This window comes from Listeria grandensis FSL F6-0971, from assembly GCF_000525835.1.
Classification (GTDB): Bacteria; Bacillota; Bacilli; order Lactobacillales; family Listeriaceae; genus Listeria_A; species Listeria_A grandensis.
This window is the reverse complement of the sequence record NZ_AODD01000022.1, coordinates 50481-74872: the sequence shown is the minus strand read 5'-3', so window position 1 is coordinate 74872 and position 24392 is coordinate 50481. Positions and strand designations below refer to the sequence as shown.

Here is a 24392-nt window from a genome sequence, read left to right as displayed (position 1 = left end):
AGGAGAGTTTGATGATAGCAGTGGAAACGGTTTTTCAGAAACTATTGGCAGCGCACGGAGAGCAGTTTTGGTGGCCCGCGGAAAGTGACTTTGAAATGTTGATCGGGGCCATCTTGGTGCAAAATACGAATTGGAGTAATGTTGAAAAAGCATTGGCAGGTCTGGAAGCGGAGCTGAATCCGGAAGCAATTCGAGAGATGCCGACAGAGGAATTGGCGCTTAAAATCAGGCCTAGTGGTTACTATAATCAGAAGGCGCTTAAAATAAAGGCTTTCGTGGCGTGGCAAGGGGAATGGGAAGATGATATTCATGCGATTCGGCAGCAACCTTTGGCCAAATTGCGGGCAGAGTTGCTAAATATTAAAGGAATTGGTCCAGAAACGGCGGACTGTATGCTTGCTTACGCTTTTAGAAAACCCGTGATGGTCATCGATGCTTATTCGAGACGTCTTTTCGCGAGAATTGGTTATGAGGTGCCGAAAAAATATGAAGCCTTCCAACAGATGTTAGAAACAGGATTACCAGATGATCTCTTGATTTTACAAGAATTTCATGCGCTTATTGTCGAGCACTGCAAACAATACTGTCAGAAGACACCGAAATGCCTAGCGTGCCCATTGAAGCGAGAATGTAAGCAATACATATAGGGTAGGGAGCGCGCCAGCAAAACAAGGATTTCCATCGCTAAGGAGAAAATCTTCTGTTTTTATTTGGTATACGGGTTAATTGGAATAATATGGGTTTCGCGATAGTTCTATTGTACAAAGTGAAATACTTTAAATAAAATGAATAGAGTGGGAAGTGTAACTGTATGAAAAAAAATAAGAAATGGTGGATCATAGTGGGTGCATTTCTAGTTCTTTGCCTCGTGGGATATATAATTTTGTTCGTCATTCCAAAGGATACAGCTAATAAAGCAGCAGATAATTACCTAGCAGAACAAAAAATTAAATCTAGTCAAATAGAGTCAAGAGTGATCACGAAAGACTGGAAAATGGGTGGCTATCTTACAAAGATTGTTTTTAAAGATGATCCAGATATAAAGTATGAATATAGCTATGATAAAAGAATAGACTTACCATATCATATCTTTGTAAATGGATATAAAGATGGTTCTGGGCAAACAGCAGATGGTATGAAGCATCCTCCGTTACCAGAGCAATTAGCGGAGATAAACAAAACGAAATAATAGGTTCACAAAAAATTGAATTTAAACTGTTAACATAAAATATTGTAAAAAAAGACGAGCTCGATGTGGAGCACTTGCAACATATTTCTCCTCTTGGATGGGAGTATAGTAACTTTGTTGGAGAGTATCATTTTGATACGAAAAAACAAAACCCACCTGATACACTACGCTGCCTGAACAAATAAAAACATAAGATTGTCTCCTTAGCAGGGTGAAAATCTTATGTTTTAACTATTTTAGCCCTAAACGTGGGGAATCCGCGTTTTGCTAGTGAGACTGTATATAAGCCGAATTCATCGATTTTTGATGAGTTCGGCTTTGTTTTATTTAGTTTATATGATTATTCGCATATTCTATATCTTCTTTCCGTCTTTTAGAAAGTTCAGCGGTGATAAATTGTTCGTCGAGGTAGGCGGAAAGTTCTAAGCTAAACTTTATCTTCCGTATTCCTGTTTGTTTTCGATTCGTTCGAATAAATAATACGCCCAGTTCGAAAAACAGATAGGTAAGATAGAAATTGCTCGTTTGTCGTTTGCAGCAGTCGATCCCAAGATGGATGTATTCGATAGCAGTCAGATTATCTGCTACAAAACCGTAACAAAGCGCCACATGAAAATAAATGGCGGGTAGAAATTCGCTTGAAAAATCTTGCTTGTTAAGGAAAAGTAAGCAATGATTCAAATGTTTTAGTGCGGCTATTTCATTGGAAGTGGCGTAGTAGGTTGCTGCTAAGTAGCTACTGATTAGGGCCTGATCGGAATGTGATTTGGAAAGCGAAAAGGCGTATTCCAATGCCGTGATACCGTTCTGGTTATTGTTTTTATACTTCAATTCGCAGACGCCAAGATAGAAATAATAATGGCTTTCTTGAGAGTTGATTTCGAACATGGCGAGCGTCTTTTTATGAAGGTGGGTGTATAAAATTTCGTAATCGTGTTCTACATAGAGTTGGTGGAGTGCTTTTTTTAGTTGGATAAGTGGTGAGTCGAGTTGGGATAAGGATAGCAATGAATCTACGGTAATGCCGAGTTTTTGGCAGATGTTGTGGATGATGAGAACGCTGGGAATTTCGAGGCCTTGTTCGACGCGACTGAGCATGCTTTGCGAACAGATTCCTTCAGCGAGCTGTTTTTGTGTGAATTCTTGGCTAGTGCGCAGGTGTTTGATACTTTTTCCGAGTTCGTTAGACAAATGAGATGCCTCCTTTTAGACAAAATATGCGAATAGTCATTTGAAAGATAGCGCATTCTTCCTTAGTATAAAGAATAAGAGGCAAAAATCAAACAGTATGCATTTTTAAGGAGATAAGAAGATGGCGGATCAGTGGTTACTTTTGGATCAGGGTAAACTTGAACCAGCGATAAATATGGCGATGGATGAGAAGTTGACGGATTGGCATCGAGAAGGGAAAATTCCGCCGGCTTTGCGATTTTATGGCTGGACTCCTGCTGGGCTTTCGGTTGGATATTTTCAACGGACGAGGGGGAAGATTGATTGTGATGCGGTGCAACAGCACGGATTTGAGTTAGTTCGTCGGCCAACGGGAGGCCAGGCGGTGCTACATGATGATGAGCTGACCTACAGTTTTGTGATTTCTGAGGAGAACGAGGCGGTTCCGCAAACGATAAAAGAAGCACATAAATTGATTTCGGAAGCGTTGTTAGCTGGCCTTGCTAAACTGGGAATTGAGGCAGATTTTGCGATTCCGGAGGCAAAACAAGCGGGAAGCGGAACAGCGATTTGCTTTGAGGAGCCATCTTGGTATGAGATCACGATCAAGAACCGCAAAATTATTGGTAGCGCGCAGGCGAGACATCAAGGTGTTTTATTGCAGCACGGCTCGATTCCGCTACACATGAATGCTACGGAATTATTCGATCTGTTTATTTTTGACAATGAGCGGGTGAAAGAGCGGACATTGCGGGCTTTTGGTGGGAAGGCATCGGGAATTTTTGATTTGATTGAAAGAGAAATACCGCTGGATGAGATGAAGAAGGCATTCCGTGATGGGTTTGCGGAAGTTTTTGATGTGTCGTTTGTGGAATACGAGTTATCGGACGCTGAATGGGCTGAGGTCCACGCGCTCGCTGAGAGTAAATTTAGACAAGAGGAATATTTATTTTCGCGTTGAAAGGGGCACTAACAAGTTGGATAAAAAAAGAGAACATGTAAGAAAACCAGATTGGCTAAAAATTAAGATTAGTAATAGTGAGAGCTTCAAAGCAGTCAAAAATAATTTACGGGAAAATCGGCTACATACAGTATGCGAGGAAGCGAAGTGTCCTAATATTCAGGAGTGTTTTGGTGATCGGAAAACGGCGACGTTTATGATTCTCGGTGATATTTGTACGCGAGCTTGTCGGTTTTGTGCGGTGACGACGGGGGCGCCGACGCATTTAGATTTAGGCGAACCAAAGCGTGTCGCTGATTCGGTTGCGGCGATGGGGTTGCGCCATGTCGTGATTACAGCTGTGGCACGTGATGATTTGGCGGATGGAGGTTCGCAAGTTTTTGCGAATACGGTGAATGCGATTCGGTATCGGATGCCGCAGACGACGGTGGAGGTTTTGCCATCGGATATGAAGGGCGATTACGAGAGTTTGAAGACGTTATTGGATGCGAAACCAGATATCTTTAATCATAATATTGAGACTGTGAGACGGTTGACACCAAGTGTGCGGCACCGAGCGACGTATGATCGTTCACTTGAGTTGTTGCAACGCGTTCGCGATATGGAACCGGAATTGCCGACGAAATCGAGCATTATGGTGGGGCTTGGTGAGACACGTGAGGAGTTGCTAGAAACGATGGATGATTTGCTAGCACATGGCGTAGAAATTTTGACGATTGGACAGTATTTGCAGCCGTCGAAAAAACATTACCCTGTGGAGCGCTATTACGACCCGCGTGAGTTCCGTGAGTTAAAACGGATCGCCCGGAAGAAAGGCTTTATTCATTGTGAATCAGGTCCAATGGTGCGATCGAGTTACCATGCGGATGAACAGGTGAACGCGGCGGCAAAACAACGACGGGAAGATGCGGAGAAAGCGCAAAATTTATAGATGTAAGAATACCTTGGTGCAAAATGAAGCATTGGGGTATTTTTTCGCTTCATGGGAATGAGACGCCCGGCTGATTTCTTTTCTTAGGTTTTCGGTTCGGATTGTGGTAGAATGTAGTAGTAGAAATTGTTCGTTTAAGGAGCTTGGTTTTAGTGCTTCTTTTTAATAGAAAGGTTGGGTTTTGAGATGGCGACAAATCATTTGCAATTGGTAATAATAACGGGTATGAGTGGTGCAGGAAAGACTGTTGCAATGCAATCTTTAGAGGATTTAGGTTACTTCTGTGTGGATAATTTGCCACCGAGTTTATTGCCTAAGTTTTGGGAATTGATGAAAGAATCTGGGAAAATGAACAAGATCGCGCTCGTGATGGATTTGCGGGGTCGCGAGTTTTTTGATTCTATCCAGACGGCGCTTGATGAGTTGGATAATACCTCGTTTATTACGACGAAAATGATGTTTTTGGATGCGGATGATCAAGTTTTGGTGTCGCGCTATAAGGAAACACGGCGTCATCACCCATTGGAGCCGAATGGTTCGGTTCTTGAGGGGATCAGACAGGAACGTGAATTATTAGAAGATTTGAAGGGGCGTTCGCAACTCGTTATTAATACGTCGACTTTGGCGCCGCGCGAGCTTCGGGAACGGATGAACAATGAGTTTCAGACGAGTGATCGCGAAGTTTTCAACGTGCAGGTGATGTCGTTTGGTTTTAAATATGGTTTGCCCATTGATGCGGATTTGGTATTTGATGTGCGATTCTTGCCTAACCCGCACTATATCGACAAAATGCGTCCGTTAACGGGGCTTGATAAGGATGTTTATAATTACGTGATGAAGTGGCCAGAGACGGAGACGTTCCTCAATAAAGTGATGGATATGTTGCTGTTCACGTTACCATTTTATAAGCGCGAGGGAAAGACGCAGCTTGTCGTTGCTATTGGCTGTACTGGCGGGCAGCACCGTTCTGTGGCGCTTTCGGAGTACGTCGGTAACAACTTGAAAACAAAATATGAAACGCAAATTTCACATCGAGATATGAAACGCAGAAAGGGAAAATAAGATGGCTGCGACGGAAAAGCCGAAAGTGGTCGTGATTGGTGGCGGGACAGGCCTACCAGTCATCCTCCGAGGCTTGAAAAAACAACCGATTGATTTGACCGCAATTGTTACGGTTGCTGATGACGGCGGGAGTTCTGGCAAAATTCGCGAGCAAATGGATGTATTGCCACCGGGTGATATTAGGAACGTGATGGTGGCGCTGTCGAATACGGATCCGCGGATGGAAGCCTTGATGCAGTATCGCTTTAAGGTGGAAGGAGATCTTTCTGGTCATGTGATTGGTAACTTGATTTTGACGGCGCTGTCGCAGTTGAATGATAGTTATGTTGAAGCGATTGAAGTGCTCAGCAAGGCCATGCGGATTCGCGGAAAAGTGATTCCAGCAACGGATCGACCGCTGATTTTGAATGCGGTTATGGAAGATGGAACGCTCGTGCAGGGTGAGTCGGTGATTCCAATGCAAGGTCAGCCGATTGATCGCGTATTTATTACGCCGGCCGATGTGAAGGCTTTGCCAGCCGCGATTGAGGCGATTCATGACGCGGATTTGATTGTGCTTGGTCCAGGAAGCTTGTACACGAGTATTCTACCTAGCTTGCTTGTGCAGGATTTGCAGGATGCGATTTTTGAAAGTAAGGCGTATAAGGTGTATATCTGCAATATTTTGACGCAGGTTGGCGAGACGGATTTCTTTACGGATGCAGATCATGCACAAGTTATTTTGAATCATGTTGGTCGCCCGATTATTGATGCGATGATGATCAATACGGCGGAAGTGCCGCGACATCTGATGTTTCCAGGTGATGTCATGCAAGTCGAGCAGAATTTTGAGAAGGATCACGAGCTAAATATTAATGTCATTGCCGGCGATTTGCTTTCCACAGAAGGCGGTTTAGTGCGACATGCCGCGGATAAAGTGACGAATACACTATTACAGATTCTAATGAATTTGAAAGAAAAGGAATGAGGGTCTATGTCCTTTGCCTCGGAAACAAAGAAAGAATTAACCAATTTAGATATTTCAACCACGGATGCAAAAGTAGAGCTGTCCGCGTTTATACGAATGAACGGCGCCGTATCTTTTTCGAATCAAATGATGGTTGTAGACGTACAGACGGAGAACGCTGCGATTGCCCGCCGAATGTACCGGCTTTTGAAGGAATTGTATCAAGTGCCCATCGAATTATTAGTGCGTAAAAAAATGAAATTGAAAAAAAATAACGTCTATATTGTGCGTCTGAAGGCTAAGACGAAAGAGATTCTAGCAGATTTAGCAATTTTAAATGATGGTGTTTTTCAAACTGCGATCGATCCGGCGTTAATTAAGACGAAGAATGCACGTCGGGCCTATCTTCGCGGAGCATTTCTGGCGAGCGGATCGGTGAATAATCCGGAGACTTCTTCCTATCATTTGGAGATAAACTCGGTGTACGATGAGCACAATGAAGCCATTTGTCATTTGATGAATAGTTTTAAGTTGAACGCTCGAACGCTCGAACGTCGAAACGGCTACATTACGTATTTGAAGGAAGCGGAAAAAATCACCGAATTCCTGAACATTATCGGAGCTACCGGTGCGCTGCTTCATTTTGAAGATGTGCGGATCATGCGTGACATGCGGAATTCCGTGAACCGGCTCGTGAATTGTGAGACAGCGAACTTGAATAAAACGATTAATGCGGCGGTTCGTCAAATCGATAATATTAAGTTCATTGCGGCAGCGGTAGGCTTAGAGGCGCTTCCAGAGAAACTGCGTGAGATCGCGGAATTGCGCGTAACGTATGAAGATATGACGCTACAGGAACTTGGCGATATGCTAACGAGTGGCCCTATCAGCAAGTCCGGAATTAATCACCGTTTACGGAAGCTGGACCAAATCGCGGACCAACTAAGAAGCGGCGAATCCCCATCACAACTAGGGCTTAGAATCCCTTCCAAATAATAATATAAAAAGAAAAGGATGCGATCAAACCATGTCAAAATTGTTTTCTACGTATAAAACAAAAGGCCTTACTCTGAAAAACCGAATTGCGATGTCACCAATGTGTATGTATTCTGTGGAAACAGATGATGGGATAGCAAACGATTTCCATTTTGCCCATTATGTGTCACGCGCAGCAGGCCAGGTTGGTCTTATCATGTTGGAAGCAACAGCAGTACAAGCAGTTGGACGGATTTCGCATGCTGATTTAGGATTATGGGATGATGCCCAGATTCCAGCTTTGAAGCGAATCGTTGACGGCGTACATTACCACAAAGGCGCAGTCGGAATCCAGTTAGCACATGCAGGTCGGAAAGCCGTTTTAGACGTAGATCCAGTAGCACCAAGCCCCGTCGCATTTGACGATGAAAGCAAAAAGCCGCACGAATTAACTGCAGCAGAAATAGAAGAAGTCGTAGCTGATTTCAAAAAAGCAGCATTCCGCGCGAAAGAAGCCGGATTTGATGTGATTGAAATTCATGCGGCGCACGGCTATTTATTACATGAATTCCTATCACCGATTTCGAATTTACGAGAAGACCAATATGGCGGCCCAGCAGGGAACCGTTACCGCGTTTTAGGTGATGTCATTAAAGCCGTTCGCGAAGTTTGGGATGGTCCACTTTTCGTTCGTATTTCAGCGACCGATTACGCACACGGCGGTTTGACAGTAGACGATTATATCCCGTTTGCCAAATGGATGAAAGCAGACGGCGCCGATTTACTAGATGTCAGCAGTGGCGCGCTAGTAAACACTGTCCCGAAAGTATATCCAGGCTATCAAGTACCCTTCGCTGAGAAAATCCGCACAGGAGCAGGAATCGCGACAGGCGCAGTAGGCCTGATTACGACGGGCGTTCAAGCAGAAGAAATTTTGCAAAATGATCGCGCGGATTTGATTTTCCTAGGACGTGAGCTGTTGCGTGACCCGTATTGGGCGAGAACAGCGGCGAAAGATGTTCGCGGGGAAGTGACACCGCCTGAGCAGTATTTGCGTGGTGGTTGGTAATTAAATAGAAAAACAAGCATTCCGAAGTTTGATGGGATGCTTGTTTTTCGTTATCGTCTATTCATTTTCCTGTAGAATTTCAGTGTATAGGTCTTCGTATAAATCTTGATAATCTAAGTTCTCTAAACTATGAGTCGAGCTAGTCTCATTCAAAAAAAGCTCATTTGTAGGTTCTTTATTCACAGGATACTTACTCAAAAATGCATTTGTTAAAACGTAGTTATCACCGGATGTGCTGTTTCTAAGGTAGAGATAATAAGAATTGCCTATATTCATTTTTTTATAATAGTCAAAAGTAAGCGTTCTTTTTTTACCAGCAATCAGCACATCGGTGGCTACATTTTCCATAACTTCAATCTTGTCACCAACCTTTAAAGAGCTGGACGCATCTTTTTGTATGTCTTTGATTGTAACACTACTCATTGTATAAAATTCAGTAGGCATTGAATTTTGTTCGGATTCTTTAGTCACTGTTTGCTTTTCATTATTTTTCGTGACCTCTACGATAACCGGTGATGTATTCTCTAGTTCCGCTAGATTGGAAGCTAGGGAAGTGTATTTACCAAGCGATGAGATAATAGTTCGTTCATCAAGTGGCACTACATTTTGGGTCATTTTATTATTTGCTGTTACCTCATTTGTCGAACAACCGGATACAAGAAGTAAACTAGCTATTGCGATTCTTATCATGAATAACGGCCCCTTTTCAGTTAGTATGTCTACTCATGATACCATTATTCAGGATAAGACGCTAATTTGATATTTCGACTCAAAACGTGTTACTATAAAACTATCTTATAAAAAAGGGAGTACTTCTATGAAAAAAGTGAGAATTATGATCCTATCTCTGAGCTGTTTTGCCCTAGTTTCGTGTAATGGGGAAGATACTAACGGCAATTCAAATGGAAACAATGAGCTAAAAGCAAGTGTCCATACATTGATCGAAGCTGTTACATATAATCAAGCAATCAAAGAATCCGATTTAATAGCAGAAGTCCGGATTGGAAAGAAAAGCGATACAATTTCAGGCGGGAATAATATCATCGCAAAAACCAAATTTGAAAGTAAGATTAAAAAAGGTCTACGCAGGAGATAAGAAGAATCAGGATATAATTGATATTCTCCAAGATGGCAAAGAAGGAATGGAGCTTGAGAATTACCCACTATTCCAATCAGGCGAAACATATATTTTAATGCTGATAGATTCAGGCGATGGTCGGACATTTTGGATTAAAGGCCAAGTAAATGGGACTTATTTCGTCGCTGGAAATACAACACTGAAATTCGGAAATAGCGAGCCGTCTTTGCCTAAAAAGAAAAATAATTTAGATTCAGCTGTGATTGAGAAACTAGAGAATTTCAATAATAAAGTTCAGGTATTAGACACGATAGATTTTCGTGAACGGCTTGATAAAGATTTAAAGAGAAAATAAAAATTAATGATAAATACATTTTTCGGGTCAATACTGAGAATAAAAGTGATTAATAATAGCGTTCAGGATCAATAAAAGACCTTCTAGGACAGATTTGGTTTTATTGATTCTTTTTGTGTTATCCTTAAATCTAATAAAAATAAAAAGGTGGAGAAAAAATGTTGAAAAAAACAATTATATCTAGTTTATTGGTAGGACTTATGGTATCATGGACAGCAAGTACATCTGTTGCAGCTGCGGCACCTGCACTGAATGAAAAAGATACGACAATAACAACAGTAAGTGAGCTAGAGAAAAAAATTAATAGCGTAGATTTAAATGACGAGGCTACACTAAATGCAGAACGGGAAAATATTATAGAAAACACAGAACCAGAAATTTTAGAAGAATACAAATAAGATTTACAAAATGAAGTTACTGAAGCGACAAATGAATTGGCGGAAAGCCTGGAGTTGACGACTGATGCTGCAAACCCAGAAAACCAGTACGCTAGTGCCACTACAACACTAGACGACGGCACTGTATTAGAAGTAAACGTATCTGACACTGCCGTAACGAATTTATTACGTGCAACGGCTACAGAAAAATTTGGAGCAAGAAGTTATAAAGTAGAGTCGCGTGTATATCATGTATTATATCCAGATGGTTGGATTTGTTTGCTAACTTTTTACAATGTCAATGGTTCTGGATTGACTGCAACAGGAACATCAGTTGGAGGCACTAGAGGTTTATTCCTGCTATCGATTAATGCTTCTAGTAAGATAACCGATAAAAGAGCTGAAAAAAATGGATATGATATTAATGGACAAGGGGACTATACATTAAATTATGTAGGTACACATGGAATTGGCATATATGTAATGTATCGCACTCTAGTTAGTACAGTGAAATTAAACAAATTATATTCAGCTTCAGCAAGTGTTACTAAAAGCTTTAAACTGTATAAATAGAATTTAAAGAGGAGGTTATGAATTAATGAGTCAATATATACCAATTACAATGGTTGCAGTGTTTGTAATTGTCATAGCTATTCTCACAGTAATCATCAGAAAATCTATAAAGAAAAATTAGTCTGGAAAAGCCTTCGAAAACTTAACTCGAAGGCTTTTCTGTGGAATATTGTTGATGAATGGTGGAGGAAAATGAAGATATACGATGTAATAGAATTCTTTGCTATCGTGCTTATTACGTCCTTATGTTCGTATATGATATTTGTGATTAGAATCGTACCAAATGCTATCGGCACCATACTCACAGTCGTTTTATCCATTTTAATCTATGTTGCAACAAGAAGGAGAAGAAGCTCATAAAACCAGCACTTAACGACTAGGTGCTGGTTCCTTTTCTGTATTTGAAGATAAAACTAGTACTTAAAATGAGAAAAGACGCAACGGAAATAATAACAGCAACCGAAAAACTCTCCCCTAACAAAAAATAACCCACTAGAAATAGCGTACTCGCTCCTGCAAAAACTCCTAATAAATAATCAACTACTTCATTTCGCATCCACTACCCACCCTTTTATGTTAAAAATCCGAAAAATAATCGCGTTCAGGACAAGAAATCAAGCATTCACGACAAATTTGGTTTTTCGTCCCTTTTTTGTGTTACTATAAAAAATGTATATTATACGGTTAGCTACATTCATTTACTGAATCGAATTCGCGCGTCATTGCTCAGTTAAAATAATCATAGCACGAAAATATACGCCGTGACCGGATTTGTCCTGAATGACCTTATTTCCATCCTGAACGCAGATTTTTTGCATAAAAAAGTATTGCGAACCTGCCAATATACCAATATAATTAGGAGATTCGATGATTGAAAAGGAGATTAAACATGCAAGAGATTCAAACCTATTTTCTATCAGCAGTGTTGGGGTGTAGCGTACAAATCATTTCTTTGCTTATGGGAATTCAGATTTTCAGTAAGGGAATTTTCTCAAAATTATATTTGATTATCCTATTCTTAATCTTATTGATAAGTGGACTATTGTTGCTTTATTATGTGCAATATTACTCGCTAGTGTTCACAATGTGTGTGTTGATATTCGCGATACGATATAAAAAAGGCACGTGGCTATTGTCGCTGAGTTTGCCATTTGTATGCCTGATCTACCTCGTTGCAGTGGATTCTTTCATAAATTCTTCGGCACTCATGCTATTTCACTCAACTGTAGAAGAAAACATTTCTAATCCTAAAATTTATCTTTTTATCTACATATCTTGGCTAATTGTGACCTACTTATTCTATAAAGTAAGCGCCAAAATAATATTTAACGAGAAAATCAGAGAAATAGCAACCAAAAATAAAGTAATGTTACTCATTACACTAATCATCACGATGCTTATTGTATATTTGCACATCTATTTAGAATCAACCTATCAATTTGCAAATGAAATTGTGTTCTCAAATGCCATCCTATTCCTCATCTACTTCCTATCCATCGCTATGATTTTCATGCTCATCCTCAAAACGAGCGAACGGCAGGCAGAGGCGGAGAGTCAGGCGTTAAAAAAGCGGCAATTAGAGGAATACGTAGCATCGATGGAAAAGCTATACAGCGAAATGAATACGTTTCGGCATGATTATATCAACATTTTGGCGAGTTTGAATGGCTATATCGAAAAGGGCGACGAAACATTACTGCAGGCGTATTTTGAAGATACGATTTTGCCGTTATATATAAATAGAGAAACTGGAGGCAGCGGAGAATGATGAGTATTTTTAGTAGTAACAGTGTTTTTATTTGGATCATACTTATTGCGGTGGCGTGTGTGGTGTTATTTATTGGGATGATGTTCTTGATGAAAAAACGGGTGAGGATTTCCAAAACGCAGCGGTATTATATATTTTTAGCAATTGGAATTATTATCGTGACCGCGGTGATTTTGCAGTTGACGCTCTACATGTCTAGTACATATCAGTTCCCGAAAACGATACTTTATCTGACGGAGATTCTTTTTGCGGTGTATTTGGGAATTATTTGCTTGGTGCTGGTGAAGGTGTATCGCGCGAATTTGAAAGAGGCACAAAAGCGGAATCAGGAGGAGCAAATGGTGCAACTGCAGCAGTACGTGGCGAATGTCGAGCAACTGCAGGCGGATGTGGTGCATTTCCAGCAGGACTATGTGGAAGTGTTGGCGAACTTGGAAACGCTGATTTCGAATGGTCAAATGGAGGAATTAGCGGCATATTTCGACGCGAATATCATGCCGGTGAACAAGAGCATGGTGGATAATAAATACAAGTTATCGCAAATTAAGAATATGCATGTTTTGGAGTTAAAAGGCTTACTAGCGGCTAAAATGATGCGTGCACAGGAGCTGAAAATCGATGCCCAGTTGGAAATCGTGGAACCGATTGAGACGATTTCGATGTATAAAGTGGAGTTATGTCAGATTGTCGGAATCTTGCTCGATAACGCAATCGAGGCAAGCGAAGGGCAATCAGGCGCGTTTATGAAAGTGGCTTTTGTAAAGAATGAGAATACGGTGACACTGTTGGTGCAAAATAGCTTGCCGGAAAACATGCCAGAGATTCATCAAATGTTTGAAAAAGGATTCTCGACAAAAGGGGAGAATCGTGGCTTGGGACTGTCAATCGTGCGAGGAATTCTGAATAAAAATCCATCCGTTGTGTTAGATACGCAAGTGCTGGAAGGCGAAGCGTTTATGCAAGGGTTGGTTATTAGGCAGTAGGGGGAAATTGGGATGCTAGCAGTTATAGTTACTGGAACCTGTCAAATGTTTATCTTGGCGATTGGAACAAACATACTATTGAAAAAAGTTTTATCAAAAATCGAAGTTCTTATTGTCGGAACTATATTGGCAATTGGTGGACTGATACTACTTGCGACGGTTCAGTACTTTGCATTAATTTACGCTATTGGTGTACTAGTGGCGGTTCTTAGATTTAAGAAAGCAAGTTGGTTTATGGCTATTGTTGCTCCTATTACAAGTCTGCTAATTATGATTGTGAGTGACTATACTATTATTTGGTCTACAATCATGCTGCAAGTAGAATATCAAGATCTATTGATGAATACGCCATTTGTTTATTCCGCCTTTCAGTCTGCGATTATGCTGTTGTATATTTTTATCGCTGCCCAATTTTTCACGAGATTAAAGAGCAACTACCTTGTACTAATTCTTTTAGTAGTGACGATTGTCATTATTTATATTTTCATTTATATAGGTTCTTTATATGAGTTTCCTACAGATATACTTACTATCTTTACGATATTATTTACTACTTTCTCAGTATTAACAGGTATTGTATTTGTTGTAGTCACAAAAATTATACAGAGTCATATAGAAAACCAAGAGCGTGAAGTTGAGCTAAATCATTTAAAAGATTACACGAGCCGGTTGGAACATATATATATTGAAATGAGTCTGTTTAAGCATGATTATATTAATATTTTAGTGAGCTTACAAGGCTATATTAGTAGTGGGAATCAGCAAGAGTTAGAAACGTACTTCAAAAAAACGATTGTGCCACTAAATAAAAAAATTCTGATAAAAAATGATAGATGAAACTTGTAAATCAGATTGGGGGGAGAAGGTGTATTCGTTACTGTTAATTTTTATTGTGGGGACTTACCAATTGTTCGGAGTGGTCATTGGGGCTAATAACTTAGTGCAACGAGTGCTATCTAAACGAGATATTTTCACGGTGACAATCATTATGACAGTCGGTGGAGCTTTTCTTTTGAGTTCCATGCAGTATTTTTCTGTAATCTATGTTTTGGGAGTATTATTTTTATTTTTGAAATGGAGAAGAGTAAGTTGGCTGATGTCTTTGGTTGTTCCGGTGACGGCGCAGTTGTTGATGGTTATAGCTAATTATGCGGTAGAATGGTTTATGCTCACTAGTTTTGGCATTAATATAAATACATATGATTCGGGATTTGGAGGGCCAATAGTTACAATGCTCCTATCGGTTACAGTATGCAATATACTAGTATATCTGATGAGTCTTCTGATTGGACTAGTCTTTCGTAAAGAAGGGTTCAAAAATATCATGAATCGAAATGGTTACATTATGGCTTGCTTGCTTCTTATTACGATTGTGATTATCTATCTTTTCATATATTTAGAGAGGTTGTTTGGATTACCAAGTGATTTTATAGTAGTTAATACTGCTCTATTTATGATTCTTTTCTTATTGGTATGTATGGTGTTTAGTATTATTGTAAAAATTGGGCAGGAACAGGTGAAGCAGAAGAAACAGAAGCAGGAATTGTTGCAGTTGCGTGATTACACGGAGAAATTAGAGTTGCTGAATGATGAAATGAGTCTGTTTAAGCATGATTATATTAATATTTTAGCGAGCTTACACGGCTATATAAACAACGGAAATCAGAGAAAGCTAGAGGAATATTTTCAAAACTCAATTACTCCTCTAACCAGAGAAATAGAATCTAATAAAACACGACTATCAAAATAGACAGGAGATTTTTATGTATTCATTATTAGTGCTGTTTACGGCGGGAACATACCAAATATTTGGTATTGTAATCGTTACTAATGTTCTAGCTCAGAAAGTTTTATCAAAAAAAGATATAGTCATAATAACAATTATTATGGCACTTGGAGGTCCTATTCTCTTAAGCATGATAGAGTACTTTTCACAAATATACACATTGGGAGTGCTGGTATTATTTTTGAGATGGAAAGGCATTCGTTGGCTTAGTTCTTTTATGTGTGTTGTAGTGGCTCAAATAGTACTTCTTATAGGTAATTATGTAGTTGGAGTATTTGCGCTCAATGTTCTGGGGTTAAACAGTCAAGATTATAGTACTAGCCTATTCGATGCTGTGTTTGCAATGATAGTGATTATAACACCATGCCTTACAATTGCGTATGTGCTAGCCCTCGGTATTCGCGGGATATTACGTAAAAATAAATTTGAAAATACAGTGAAAAATAGTGAGTATGTGATAGTAGCTTTGCTCTTACTAACTATTGTAATTATGTATACTCTCATTCATCTGGAGAATGTTTTAGGGATCCCTATTGAAACTGGTGCGCTATATGTTTTTATATTTATAGCTCTACTCTTAGCAATTGGTATTGTATTTGTGATTATAACTAAGGTTGAAAATGCGCGAGCTGAACAAATAAAGCAAAAACAAGAATTGGCGCAGTTACGTGAGTATACGTATAACTTAGAGAAGATATATAGCGAAATGAGTCTATTTAAGCATGATTACATTAATATTTTAGCTAGTATTCAAGGATACATTACAAACGGTGATATAGATTCATTAGATCGTTATTTTAGTGAAACGATTAAACCTTTACAGAATTTCGAATCATCGAAAATGGATAACATTTGTTAGCATCGGGGGAGAAAATATGGATTCAGAATATATGATAATAACAATGATAATTATCACCCAAATATATTGTATTGTGATTTCGGTGAACATATTAGCAAATAAAGTATTTTCAACGCGCTTTATTGTTATAGTAGGGGCGCTGTTAGGGATGTGTGGGGACATAGTATTTCCTTATATACAATATTATGTGCCAATTGCTATAGCTGTTTTATTCATATTAATACTGAGATGGAAAAAGAAACGCTGGCTTGTTTGTATTGTGGCGCCATTACTAACGCTTCTCCTTTTAGTCGTAATAACTTATTATCCCGTAGATATGATCTTTAGAGTTATATCTAGTTTAATAAAATGGTTATGGAATTATGATATATTGACGAATATTATTTTGGCTAATATAGTATATTGCGCTATTTTCCCAATATTGACCTATATCGTTTCGACGGTAGTTAGTCACTTAATTCGAAGTACATCATATGTGAAAGCAATAAATAAAAATGCATATGTACTTGTATCTATTATAGTAATTACAGTGTTCATTGTGTTTTCATTTATCTATATTGAGTCATTGTACAAATCTTCAAGTGAAGTTGGTTTTATTAATGGGATTATATTTGTGATTCTACTGTCTATGATTGTGGGGACAACATTTGTTTTTTCAAAGATTAATCAGGCACGAATCAACATAGAAAAGCAGAAAATGGAGCAAGAGCAACTAACAAAATACACACTAGCTCTTGAAAAACTTTCAAATGAGATGAGCGACTTCAACCACGACTACATTAATATTTTAGCAAGTTTACACGGTTACATTGAAAAAGGCGATCAACTTCTCCTTAAAAATTACTTTCAAGAAACAATTAAGCCACTAAATCAAGTATTAATAAAAAACAAAAACCAGCTTTCCGAATACACAAATAGAAAGGACTTAACCCAATGATTCCAATCTACATATGCGAAGACGACGAAATGCAGCGAAATAAAATTGTGGCGTATATCGAAGACTACATCACCATCGAACATCGAGATATGCGCGTTCTACTCGCAACAGAAAAACCATCTAAATTATTGGATGCCATCAACAAAAAGAAAGAGTCAGGTCTGTATTTCCTTGATGTCGCCTTAAAAACACAAACAATTAACGGTTTTGAACTAGCAAAGGAAATTAGAAAAACCGATCCGCGAGGGTTTATTGTATTTATTACTTCCCATTCGGAAATGAGTTATCTAACATTCACCTACAAAATCGAAGCTATGGATTACATCATCAAAGACGACTACGATAATATTCGGAAACGTGTCATCGAATGTATGGAAAGTGTTAGCAAACGAATTGATAACCACGGAAAGAAAGGTAAATACTTAACGATAAAAATAGATGATCGAATTATCCACGAGCCGCTAGAAAATGTCCTGTTCATTGAAACTTCTCCGCGTGCACATAAAGTAATATTACACAGTAGAAACCGCCAAATTGAGTTTTATGGAAAATTAAGAGAAATGGAATCCGAGCTAGACGATCGATTTTACCGAACACATCGCGCATTCTTGGTGAATCAAGATCACATCTTAGAAGTTGATACGAATAAAAATGTCATTCACATGGTTAATGGAGAAAAATGCATGGTGTCCACAAGAAAAATAAAAGGTTTAAAAAAAATAAAAAAAAAGGGATGAAACAGAAGTTTTGCAGCTCTTTTTCATCCTTTTTTGGGGGGTAAATCAATTAAAAGTTATATTAATTACTTAAAAAAGACCTCTTTTTTGCGTTTACGAACGAAATCGCGACGTTCACGACCAAATAGAAAAAATGATGAATTCTTGTCGTATAATAAGTTTATGGAAATAAGGCTTACCGAGATGAGCAGATTGAGTCCCATTATTCGACGCTGAAAGGAGTAGATCATGACATGATGAAACCGTTTGTTCAAGCAAAAATGGCTAGCACACAACCATGCTTATTTTTCCAAAAGGAAATCGTGCGTGATTTGCAATTTTTTAGCCCCGTTTTGGCTAAAATTAATTTAGTAGACCGTAATAGTGAGGATTCGAAGTGGGATTGTCTCATGTTAGCAGTATTTTCAAAGCTTGGATGTGAATATATAAATAGAAAAGACTACTTTTTGGACCAGTTTCCAGTATCAAGCCATCAGCCAAAATATAAAATGTTGATTACATATCGTGGATACATCTATTTTTTGGATAGCATCACGAGGCACGTTGGAATCAGTGATAACCGGTTTTTAGTAGGACTTAATCGCGACAAGCTGTACATGATTGTTTATCGGGATGAGGCGCTGTATAGTAAGCCGCTGCTGAGAGGGAAGAGCAATCTTCTCTCCCAGGACGGAATGGTAACACGAAACATAGAGAAAATATTGAATGAGAATGAAATACCGAATGATAGGGTAGAAATTGAAGAGTTCGTTAATTCGGATAGGGCCAGTGAAATTTCGCTGGTCTCTGTCTGGGAATTAGCACTCGATGAATAGGGAGGCGAATTGGCATGTTTAGTTTGACCGTCCCCAATATGGCAGCAAAGATTACCAGAACGATTTTCCGTGATAGGGAAGTCGATGAAGACAGATTTGCGATTGTAAAGTATGGTGTAGAAATATTTTTAGTGAACGTGACGAAGGGAATTACCGTATACCTTGCCGCCGCCTTGTTAGGGATGATTTGGCAGACGTTGGTTGTACATCTTTCTTACTTGATTGTTCGTAGGCATTCGTTTGGTTTGCATGCGAAGACTAGTTTGGGGTGCACAATAACGAGTGTTGTGATGTTTGTGGTGTTACCGTATTTTGTGAGGGGTGTGCAATTGTCTGGGTGGATGATTGTGATTATAAGCGCCTTAATTTTACTGAATATTGCGATATTTTCACCTTCGGATACTGAAAATATGCCGCTTTTTAACGCTCAAAAAAGACACGCTTTGAGACGAAAATCTATAATTAACACTTTTTTTATTATAGCTATAGTATTTATTGTTCCGATGCAAACCTACAAGGTACTAATATTGTTTGGTTGTTTGCTCCAAACAATAATGATTCATCCACTGTCCTACAAACTTTTAATGAGGAGATATAATAACTATGAAAATGTATAACGAAAAGAACAATAAAAATAGAATGAATTTTCGTGATGTAATTGAAGAAGCTGCAGTTAATTTGGCACGTAAGTCAGTGAATAAATGCTGTGTTGGCTTTGTATATGAACCTAAACTCCCAACTAGCTTATTAGCAAGGAAAAAATAAATTGGAGAAATACGTTTGAAATTTGTAAAATGCTGAATTATCCTCTATAATTTAATTAAAATTACTTTATTTTATAAGGCAGAGGGAGGAAATATGGCTACAATATTCAGTTGTGCAATGCAGATAATTTATTTTTTACTAGGTGTTCAAATTATTAGTAGGGTAAAATTTTCTTTAAAGCTATCATTGATAACTGCACTTCTTCTAATGATGACAGCAATACCTTTACTCTTTTATGTAAGCTACCTATCGGTTTTGTACATCATAATTGTATTGTTTTTTGTACTGTATTCTAAGTCGAAAAGTATCAAATTATCTCTCATTAGTGTGGTGGGTGCTGTTTTGTGTACTGTAGTTGCATACGCACTTTCTTATATAACAATGCTTTTGCTATCTATGATTACAAACTTTCCTGTTATGGAAGATTCTTTTATTGAACAAGTTTTAATGTTACTCTATATTTGCATTCTTTTCAAATCTATCGATAGGATTATAGGTAGATTGCGAAATGATGTTATTGTTCAAGGGAAATATTTGATGCTGATTATTATTATTAGCTCAGTAACGCTGTGTCTATTTTATGTTTACATTTGGCAAGGAAGCATGTCAGGATTTTCAGGAGAAACTTTAAGAACCAATGCAATAGTATTTTTAACATATACTATTATTATGATTATAATACTTTCATATGTAGTGAAAAATGCAGTCAAATCAGCGAAAGTCGAAGCGCAAGCCCTCCAAATGAAGCAACTCCGCGAATATGTCGGTGCACTCGAAGCGCTTCAAAAAGACATGCGGGTTTTCCGTCACGATTACGTGAACATCTTGTCTGGTATCAATGGTTTTATTTCGAATGAAGATATGGATGGGCTCAGCGTTTATTTCCGGACGAAGGTTATTCCGATGAACTCGGATATGGAGGTTAATATTTCCAAACTTTCGACACTTCGGAATCTGGAAGTCATTGAACTGAAAGGCTTGTTTGCAACTAAGATGATTCGTGCTCAGGAAATGGGCGTGGATGCGCAAGTGGAAGTTTATAAGGTGATCGATAATATCAATATGGACAGCATTGACTTGTGTCGTGTTACTGGGATTTTGTTGGATAATGCGATCGAGGCTGTTATTGGTACTGATGATCCGTCGATTCGTGTTGCAATTATTCAGAAAAAAGAAGCGATTGTACTCATTTTTGCTAATAGTTTACCGGAGGATTCGCCGCCTGTTCATCAGTTTTTCGAGGAAGGTTTCTCAACCAAGGGTGAAAATCGCGGAATCGGGCTATCCACTTTGAAAAAGACGTTAAAGAAATATCCGAATGTATCCCTAGACACGAAGGTAACGCAACATGGTTTTGTGCAGGAACTGGAAATAGGCTAACTGGAGGGTGAGGAGATGATTGAGGTTTTTATCTGTGAGGATGAAGATAATCAAAGAGATGAGATTATTAAGCATGTCGAAAATTATATTATGATTGAGAATTTTGATATGGAACTTGCTTTATCCACAGGTGATCCTGAAGAACTATTATCCTACGTGCAACTTAGCGGCGAGGGTATGGGGCTTTACTTTCTGGATGTAGACTTGAAACATGCGCGGCTTGATGGTTTGGAGTTGGCGCAGAAAATCAGGGAATATGATCCAAGAGGGTTTATCGTTTTTATTACCACACATGCAGAACTTAGTTACTTAACTTTTACATATAAAGTCGAAGCAATGGATTATATTATTAAGGACGATTTCGACAAAGTGCGCAATCGGATTTTTGATTGTATGAAAAGTGTAGAGGAACGGGTGAGCAGGGAACGCAAAGATGTTGGCAAGTTCTTTACGACAAAATCGGATGAAAAAGTGATTCATGAACCGTATGATGATATTCTGTTTTTAGGAATTTCAGGCAAGGCGCGGAGGCTTATTTTGCATGGGAAAGATCGGCAAATCGAATTTTACGGACGAATCAAGAACTTGGAAGATAGCTTTGATGAGCGCTTTTATAAGACACATCGAGCATTTATTGTCAACACGGACAAAATCGAATCGGTCAATTATGTGACTGGCGAAATTACGATGATAAATGGGGAGATATGTTTGTTGTCTTCGAGGGCTAGCAGGGATTTTCGTGACTTTATCGATGGTCGTAAATAGCAAGAAAAACTCCCGAAAGATCTCTGTGATAAGAGGTACTTCGGGAGTTTCTGCTTATTTTAGACCAGCTTTATTGACTACGATATCATCGATAAGGCCGTATTCTTTTGCTTCGCTTGCTGTCATGAAGTTGTCACGGTCTGTGTCGCGTGAGATAACTTCGATTGGTTGGCCTGTGCGTTCAGCCATAATGGTGTTCATGCGTTCTTTGATTTTTAGAATGTGGCGAGCTGCGATCTCGATTTCTGTCGCTTGACCTTGTGCGCCACCTAGTGGTTGGTGAATCATGATTTCAGCATTTGGAAGTGCAAAACGTTTGCCGTCCGCACCAGCTGTAAGTAGGAACGATCCCATCGATGCAGCCATACCCATCGCGATTGTTTGAACGTCCGCTTTTACGAAATTCATTGTGTCATAAATCGCCATCCCAGCAGAGATACTACCACCTGGTGAGTTGATATAAAGGAAAATATCTTTCTCAGGATCTTGTGCGTCTAGGAACAACAACTGCGAAACAATCGAGTTTGCCACATTATCGTCAATGGCGCTACCTAACATAATAATCCGATCTTTTAGTAAGCGGGAATAGATGTCATAAGCGCGTTCCCCACGGCTAGTTTGCTCGATTACTGTTGGAATTAAATTCATAATAAAAACCCTCCTGTTTAGGTATATTTCATTTAAAAAGCATGTCTTTCTTGCCTTTTATTTCTTACTTGATGCTTCTATATTACACGAATGGTCAAACTAGGTCAAACGAAAGGCTTGAATGAAATTTTGATGTAAGATAAAGCTTGTGTAATTGAGAGTTTTCCGCTATAATTATTGATTGTGAGTGCATTAATAATTCGTCCTCGTGGTGCAACGGATAGCACGTAAGCCTCCGAAGCTTAAAATACAGGTTCGATTCCTGTCGAGGACATAATTGAGTAAACAAAAGAAGTCGTTAAACTGCGTTAACTTGTTGGTATGACAAGTTTTATATACAGAATAACGACTTTTTTGTATGGAAATGATATTTGGCCTTTTTACGAAGTATCTAATATTGTAAATACAAACTAGGAGTGAGGATAATGAAAAAAGAGAGCTTAAATTAATGTCAGCAACACTTGTAGTGGCTATGGGGATGGCAAGTATAAGCCCAACAATTGCAGCGTCAGCAGAGGAAACCGAGATGGTTGGAGAAACTAATAAAGAGCAGGTTTTGACGGAGGGCCAAGTTTTGAAATTTGATCAATATGTAGTTTTGAATGTAAAAACAGGTGCATTCTCGATTAAAGATGATGCAAAGCGAGAGTTGAGTTCAACAGAATTTAATTTATTACACGCTAAAATCAATGATGCTAACCTTTTAACTGAAGAAATGATTAGCACTGAAAATGTTGATGTTACTATTGATAGCCAAGGTGTCACCATTACTGAAAAATCTGCCAATGGACCTCAGCTTTTAAAGAGAGCGAAATATATTGAAGGTAAAAATGCGGTTAAAGGTTACTGGTGGGGGCTAAGAGTATGGGTGAAAAAAGCAACTGTCCATAAGGTTGGCAATGGAGCAGCAATTGGAGGAATCTGGATTCCTGGACCTCTAATTGGAAAAGTTGTTTCTACTTTAGGAGTAGTTTTAAGCGCTTGTCCAGGCGGTATTGTCTTTAACTCAACGCCATCTCCTGTTCCAGCTAGTTTAGTTTGGGGGTCTGAATATCAATAATGCTTAAAAAAATATTTTTAACAGTGTTTGCTGTTATTATTTTCTTATTGTCAGTATACTGTAATATATCAGCGTATGTTATGGCTATACTAACTCTTATCTTTTTAATAGTTTTATGGTTTGTAAATCCTAAAAAGAATAATAAATAGTGGATTGCATTGATTCTTATGTTAAATTAATCAAGACTGTAATCAGATAGAAGAAAGAGTAACCATCAAAACCACTTTATCTGGTAGAATGGTTGCTTTTTATTATGATGGGGTGCGAATGGGGTGGAATGATGAAATTGGGTTATGCGTGTATTAATATGTCGATGCCTTCGAAGTTTCGGACGTGTCGGTTGCGGACGGTCGAGGAGCAGGGGCTGGAAAAGGTGAAGGAGATTGCGGTACATAATTTGGCGGAGGTTATTCGGGTTTTGAAGTGGAATATTGCGCATGAGATTTATTTTTTCCGGATGTCGAGTGATTTGATTCCTTTTGCATCGCATCCGGTTATGACGTGGGATTGGCAGCGGGATGCGGATATTATGGCTTTGACGGCTGAGATTAGTCGATTGCGGGAGCTTCACGGGATGCGGTTATCGATGCATCCTGGGCAGTATACGATTATTAATTCGCCGCGTGTGGATGTTGTGGAGAAGGCAATTGCGGACCTTTCGTATCACCAGCAGTTGTTGGATTTGGTCGGTGGCACAGACATGATTTTGCATATTGGTGGGGCTTACGGGGATAAGAAAACGGCAAGTGAGCGCTTTATTCGTGCATATAACGGCTTACCGAATGATATTAAGCGGCTTTTACGGCTTGAAAATGATGATAAGACGTATACGGCGACAGATGTTTTGGGGATTGCGAAGGCAACGGGGGCAACGGTTTGTTTTGATATTCATCATCATATTTGTAATCATGAGCCAGACGCAGATGTGGCGCAAATAGTGACGGATGTTTTTAAAACGTGGGAAACGACGCCAAAAATGCATATTAGTTCTGGAAAAACGGGTGCTACAGACCGGTCGCATCATGATTTGATTCATCTGGAGGATTTTCAGCGGTTAATGGGATTACTCGATGGGCGGGATGTGGACATTATGTTTGAGGCGAAGCGCAAGGAGCAGTCTGTTTTGGCGTTGCGGGAGAAGCTATGAATGGAGGTTTACGGATGCGCCAAGTCATGATAAAATGATGATTAGTGAGTGATGGA

General features: G+C 39.1%; 30 protein-coding genes and 1 tRNA gene. 27 read left to right on the top strand and 4 right to left on the bottom strand.

All coding sequences use genetic code 11. The features are described from left to right. The first annotated feature begins 11 nt into the window (after nucleotides 1-11). Nucleotides 12-647, top strand: a complete 636-nt coding sequence (locus PGRAN_RS12180) for an endonuclease III domain-containing protein (RefSeq protein ID WP_036067387.1) — start codon at nucleotides 12-14, stop codon at nucleotides 645-647. Nucleotides 648-811: 164 nt separating this feature from the next. After that, entirely contained in the window at nucleotides 812-1189 is a 378-nt protein-coding gene (locus PGRAN_RS12175; RefSeq protein WP_036067386.1) for a DUF3139 domain-containing protein, read from the top strand. A gap of 327 nt (nucleotides 1190-1516) precedes the next feature. Here PGRAN_RS12175 and PGRAN_RS12170 read toward each other — a convergent pair whose 3' ends face one another. Next, complete coding sequence (locus tag PGRAN_RS12170; protein WP_036067385.1) at nucleotides 1517-2380, bottom strand: helix-turn-helix domain-containing protein; 864 nt, start codon at nucleotides 2378-2380, stop codon at nucleotides 1517-1519. Between the two features lie 121 nt (nucleotides 2381-2501). On the opposite strand from PGRAN_RS12170, the gene PGRAN_RS12165 reads away from it, so the two are divergent. From PGRAN_RS12165 to namA, 6 genes are all read left to right on the top strand, one after another. Then, nucleotides 2502-3320: a lipoate--protein ligase family protein gene (locus PGRAN_RS12165; RefSeq protein WP_036067384.1), complete on the top strand. Its 819-nt coding sequence runs from the start codon at nucleotides 2502-2504 to the stop codon at nucleotides 3318-3320. A 16-nt stretch (nucleotides 3321-3336) separates the two neighbouring features. Beyond that, nucleotides 3337-4251: a lipoyl synthase gene (gene lipA, locus PGRAN_RS12160; RefSeq protein WP_036067383.1), complete on the top strand. Its 915-nt coding sequence runs from the start codon at nucleotides 3337-3339 to the stop codon at nucleotides 4249-4251. 186 nt (nucleotides 4252-4437) lie between these two features. Then, nucleotides 4438-5313, top strand: a complete 876-nt coding sequence (rapZ, locus tag PGRAN_RS12155) for an RNase adapter RapZ (RefSeq protein WP_036067413.1) — start codon at nucleotides 4438-4440, stop codon at nucleotides 5311-5313. A 1-nt stretch (nucleotide 5314) separates the two neighbouring features. Next, nucleotides 5315-6280, top strand: a complete 966-nt coding sequence (locus PGRAN_RS12150; RefSeq protein ID WP_036067382.1) for a gluconeogenesis factor YvcK family protein — start codon at nucleotides 5315-5317, stop codon at nucleotides 6278-6280. A 6-nt stretch (nucleotides 6281-6286) separates the two neighbouring features. Next, nucleotides 6287-7255 (top strand): DNA-binding protein WhiA, encoded by a 969-nt coding sequence (gene whiA, locus PGRAN_RS12145; RefSeq protein WP_036067381.1) that lies wholly within the window; start codon nucleotides 6287-6289, stop codon nucleotides 7253-7255. A gap of 31 nt (nucleotides 7256-7286) precedes the next feature. Further along, nucleotides 7287-8303: an NADPH dehydrogenase NamA gene (namA, locus tag PGRAN_RS12140; protein ID WP_036067379.1), complete on the top strand. Its 1017-nt coding sequence runs from the start codon at nucleotides 7287-7289 to the stop codon at nucleotides 8301-8303. Nucleotides 8304-8360: 57 nt separating this feature from the next. Here the strand turns inward: namA and PGRAN_RS12135 are convergent, their stop codons facing one another. Beyond that, the gene (locus PGRAN_RS12135) at nucleotides 8361-8993 is read right to left on the bottom strand and encodes a hypothetical protein (RefSeq protein ID WP_036067377.1); all 633 of its coding nucleotides are present in this window, start codon (nucleotides 8991-8993) and stop codon (nucleotides 8361-8363) included. Nucleotides 8994-9120: 127 nt separating this feature from the next. Between PGRAN_RS12135 and PGRAN_RS12130 the strand changes: the two genes are divergently transcribed. The 4 genes from PGRAN_RS12130 to PGRAN_RS12115 all read left to right on the top strand — a co-directional run bounded on the left by PGRAN_RS12130 (nucleotide 9121) and on the right by PGRAN_RS12115 (nucleotide 10686). Beyond that, nucleotides 9121-9399: a hypothetical protein gene (locus PGRAN_RS12130; protein WP_036067376.1), complete on the top strand. Its 279-nt coding sequence runs from the start codon at nucleotides 9121-9123 to the stop codon at nucleotides 9397-9399. After that, a complete protein-coding gene (locus PGRAN_RS12125; RefSeq protein WP_149024056.1) occupies nucleotides 9362-9736 on the top strand; it encodes a hypothetical protein in 375 nt (124 codons plus the stop codon). Before PGRAN_RS12130 ends, PGRAN_RS12125 begins: the two co-directional genes overlap by 38 nt. Before the next feature lie 158 nt (nucleotides 9737-9894). Beyond that, a complete protein-coding gene (locus tag PGRAN_RS12120) occupies nucleotides 9895-10134 on the top strand; it encodes a hypothetical protein (RefSeq protein WP_036067373.1) in 240 nt (79 codons plus the stop codon). 54 nt (nucleotides 10135-10188) lie between these two features. After that, nucleotides 10189-10686 carry a hypothetical protein gene (locus PGRAN_RS12115; RefSeq protein WP_149024055.1) on the top strand — a complete coding sequence of 166 codons (498 nt, stop codon included), beginning with the start codon at nucleotides 10189-10191 and terminating at the stop codon, nucleotides 10684-10686. A 376-nt stretch (nucleotides 10687-11062) separates the two neighbouring features. On the opposite strand, the gene PGRAN_RS12110 is transcribed toward PGRAN_RS12115, so the two are convergent. Further along, nucleotides 11063-11242: a hypothetical protein gene (locus PGRAN_RS12110; protein ID WP_036067371.1), complete on the bottom strand. Its 180-nt coding sequence runs from the start codon at nucleotides 11240-11242 to the stop codon at nucleotides 11063-11065. Between the two features lie 333 nt (nucleotides 11243-11575). Here PGRAN_RS12110 and PGRAN_RS12105 point away from each other — a divergent pair, with 333 nt between their 5' ends. From PGRAN_RS12105 to PGRAN_RS12055, 12 genes are all read left to right on the top strand, one after another. Further along, a complete protein-coding gene (locus PGRAN_RS12105; RefSeq protein WP_036067370.1) occupies nucleotides 11576-12454 on the top strand; it encodes a sensor histidine kinase in 879 nt (292 codons plus the stop codon). Then, entirely contained in the window at nucleotides 12451-13437 is a 987-nt protein-coding gene (locus PGRAN_RS12100) for a sensor histidine kinase (RefSeq protein WP_051998623.1), read from the top strand. The genes PGRAN_RS12105 and PGRAN_RS12100 overlap by 4 nt, the downstream gene beginning before the upstream one ends. Before the next feature lie 12 nt (nucleotides 13438-13449). After that, nucleotides 13450-14274: a hypothetical protein gene (locus PGRAN_RS12095; RefSeq protein ID WP_036067368.1), complete on the top strand. Its 825-nt coding sequence runs from the start codon at nucleotides 13450-13452 to the stop codon at nucleotides 14272-14274. Nucleotides 14275-14425: 151 nt separating this feature from the next. Beyond that, nucleotides 14426-15187, top strand: coding sequence for a hypothetical protein (locus PGRAN_RS12090; protein ID WP_149024054.1), 762 nt, complete (start codon nucleotides 14426-14428; stop codon nucleotides 15185-15187). A gap of 13 nt (nucleotides 15188-15200) precedes the next feature. Continuing rightward, complete coding sequence (locus tag PGRAN_RS12085; protein WP_036067365.1) at nucleotides 15201-16082, top strand: sensor histidine kinase; 882 nt, start codon at nucleotides 15201-15203, stop codon at nucleotides 16080-16082. A gap of 16 nt (nucleotides 16083-16098) precedes the next feature. After that, nucleotides 16099-17019: a sensor histidine kinase gene (locus tag PGRAN_RS12080; RefSeq protein WP_036067363.1), complete on the top strand. Its 921-nt coding sequence runs from the start codon at nucleotides 16099-16101 to the stop codon at nucleotides 17017-17019. Further along, nucleotides 17016-17756, top strand: a complete 741-nt coding sequence (locus PGRAN_RS12075; RefSeq protein WP_036067361.1) for a LytR/AlgR family response regulator transcription factor — start codon at nucleotides 17016-17018, stop codon at nucleotides 17754-17756. The genes PGRAN_RS12080 and PGRAN_RS12075 overlap by 4 nt, the downstream gene beginning before the upstream one ends. 233 nt (nucleotides 17757-17989) lie before the next feature. Then, nucleotides 17990-18571, top strand: coding sequence for a hypothetical protein (locus PGRAN_RS12070; RefSeq protein ID WP_036067360.1), 582 nt, complete (start codon nucleotides 17990-17992; stop codon nucleotides 18569-18571). Nucleotides 18572-18585: 14 nt separating this feature from the next. After that, nucleotides 18586-19188 carry an accessory gene regulator B family protein gene (locus PGRAN_RS12065; RefSeq protein ID WP_051998622.1) on the top strand — a complete coding sequence of 201 codons (603 nt, stop codon included), beginning with the start codon at nucleotides 18586-18588 and terminating at the stop codon, nucleotides 19186-19188. Beyond that, a complete protein-coding gene (locus tag PGRAN_RS16385; protein ID WP_077914679.1) occupies nucleotides 19175-19336 on the top strand; it encodes a cyclic lactone autoinducer peptide in 162 nt (53 codons plus the stop codon). Before PGRAN_RS12065 ends, PGRAN_RS16385 begins: the two co-directional genes overlap by 14 nt. Before the next feature lie 501 nt (nucleotides 19337-19837). Next, nucleotides 19838-20716, top strand: a complete 879-nt coding sequence (locus PGRAN_RS12060) for a sensor histidine kinase (RefSeq protein ID WP_159101147.1) — start codon at nucleotides 19838-19840, stop codon at nucleotides 20714-20716. Between the two features lie 15 nt (nucleotides 20717-20731). Next, nucleotides 20732-21481: a LytR/AlgR family response regulator transcription factor gene (locus PGRAN_RS12055; protein WP_036067357.1), complete on the top strand. Its 750-nt coding sequence runs from the start codon at nucleotides 20732-20734 to the stop codon at nucleotides 21479-21481. Nucleotides 21482-21535: 54 nt separating this feature from the next. Here PGRAN_RS12055 and clpP read toward each other — a convergent pair whose 3' ends face one another. Then, the gene (gene clpP, locus PGRAN_RS12050; protein ID WP_036062063.1) at nucleotides 21536-22129 is read right to left on the bottom strand and encodes an ATP-dependent Clp endopeptidase proteolytic subunit ClpP; all 594 of its coding nucleotides are present in this window, start codon (nucleotides 22127-22129) and stop codon (nucleotides 21536-21538) included. A gap of 202 nt (nucleotides 22130-22331) precedes the next feature. Between clpP and PGRAN_RS12045 the strand changes: the two genes are divergently transcribed. The 3 genes from PGRAN_RS12045 (at nucleotide 22332) to uvsE (ending at nucleotide 24336) form a co-directional block, all read left to right on the top strand. After that, a tRNA-Arg gene (locus PGRAN_RS12045) sits at nucleotides 22332-22403 on the top strand. Between the two features lie 174 nt (nucleotides 22404-22577). Continuing rightward, complete coding sequence (locus PGRAN_RS12040) at nucleotides 22578-23189, top strand: hypothetical protein (protein WP_036067356.1); 612 nt, start codon at nucleotides 22578-22580, stop codon at nucleotides 23187-23189. A 277-nt stretch (nucleotides 23190-23466) separates the two neighbouring features. Further along, complete coding sequence (uvsE, locus tag PGRAN_RS12035) at nucleotides 23467-24336, top strand: UV DNA damage repair endonuclease UvsE (protein WP_241433346.1); 870 nt, start codon at nucleotides 23467-23469, stop codon at nucleotides 24334-24336. Nucleotides 24337-24392: the final 56 nt, after the last annotated feature.

Coding starts and splice junctions, on each gene's coding strand:
- PGRAN_RS12090 (WP_149024054.1), top strand. CDS start 14,426: ATGACAGTCGGTGGAGCTTTTCTTTTGAGTTCCATGCAGTATTTTTCT.
- PGRAN_RS12095 (WP_036067368.1), top strand. CDS start 13,450: ATGCTAGCAGTTATAGTTACTGGAACCTGTCAAATGTTTATCTTGGCG.
- PGRAN_RS12135 (WP_036067377.1), bottom strand. CDS start 8,993: ATGATAAGAATCGCAATAGCTAGTTTACTTCTTGTATCCGGTTGTTCG.
- PGRAN_RS12180 (WP_036067387.1), top strand. CDS start 12: ATGATAGCAGTGGAAACGGTTTTTCAGAAACTATTGGCAGCGCACGGA.
- PGRAN_RS12100 (WP_051998623.1), top strand. CDS start 12,451: ATGATGAGTATTTTTAGTAGTAACAGTGTTTTTATTTGGATCATACTT.
- PGRAN_RS12130 (WP_036067376.1), top strand. CDS start 9,121: ATGAAAAAAGTGAGAATTATGATCCTATCTCTGAGCTGTTTTGCCCTA.
- PGRAN_RS12065 (WP_051998622.1), top strand. CDS start 18,586: ATGTTTAGTTTGACCGTCCCCAATATGGCAGCAAAGATTACCAGAACG.
- PGRAN_RS12085 (WP_036067365.1), top strand. CDS start 15,201: ATGTATTCATTATTAGTGCTGTTTACGGCGGGAACATACCAAATATTT.
- PGRAN_RS12110 (WP_036067371.1), bottom strand. CDS start 11,242: ATGCGAAATGAAGTAGTTGATTATTTATTAGGAGTTTTTGCAGGAGCG.
- clpP (WP_036062063.1), bottom strand. CDS start 22,129: ATGAATTTAATTCCAACAGTAATCGAGCAAACTAGCCGTGGGGAACGC.
- PGRAN_RS12150 (WP_036067382.1), top strand. CDS start 5,315: ATGGCTGCGACGGAAAAGCCGAAAGTGGTCGTGATTGGTGGCGGGACA.
- rapZ (WP_036067413.1), top strand. CDS start 4,438: ATGGCGACAAATCATTTGCAATTGGTAATAATAACGGGTATGAGTGGT.
- PGRAN_RS12075 (WP_036067361.1), top strand. CDS start 17,016: ATGATTCCAATCTACATATGCGAAGACGACGAAATGCAGCGAAATAAA.
- uvsE (WP_241433346.1), top strand. CDS start 23,467: ATGATGAAATTGGGTTATGCGTGTATTAATATGTCGATGCCTTCGAAG.
- PGRAN_RS12105 (WP_036067370.1), top strand. CDS start 11,576: ATGCAAGAGATTCAAACCTATTTTCTATCAGCAGTGTTGGGGTGTAGC.
- PGRAN_RS12120 (WP_036067373.1), top strand. CDS start 9,895: ATGTTGAAAAAAACAATTATATCTAGTTTATTGGTAGGACTTATGGTA.
- namA (WP_036067379.1), top strand. CDS start 7,287: ATGTCAAAATTGTTTTCTACGTATAAAACAAAAGGCCTTACTCTGAAA.
- whiA (WP_036067381.1), top strand. CDS start 6,287: ATGTCCTTTGCCTCGGAAACAAAGAAAGAATTAACCAATTTAGATATT.
- PGRAN_RS12070 (WP_036067360.1), top strand. CDS start 17,990: ATGATGAAACCGTTTGTTCAAGCAAAAATGGCTAGCACACAACCATGC.
- PGRAN_RS12175 (WP_036067386.1), top strand. CDS start 812: ATGAAAAAAAATAAGAAATGGTGGATCATAGTGGGTGCATTTCTAGTT.
- PGRAN_RS12165 (WP_036067384.1), top strand. CDS start 2,502: ATGGCGGATCAGTGGTTACTTTTGGATCAGGGTAAACTTGAACCAGCG.
- PGRAN_RS12040 (WP_036067356.1), top strand. CDS start 22,578: ATGTCAGCAACACTTGTAGTGGCTATGGGGATGGCAAGTATAAGCCCA.
- PGRAN_RS16385 (WP_077914679.1), top strand. CDS start 19,175: ATGAAAATGTATAACGAAAAGAACAATAAAAATAGAATGAATTTTCGT.
- PGRAN_RS12055 (WP_036067357.1), top strand. CDS start 20,732: ATGATTGAGGTTTTTATCTGTGAGGATGAAGATAATCAAAGAGATGAG.
- PGRAN_RS12080 (WP_036067363.1), top strand. CDS start 16,099: ATGGATTCAGAATATATGATAATAACAATGATAATTATCACCCAAATA.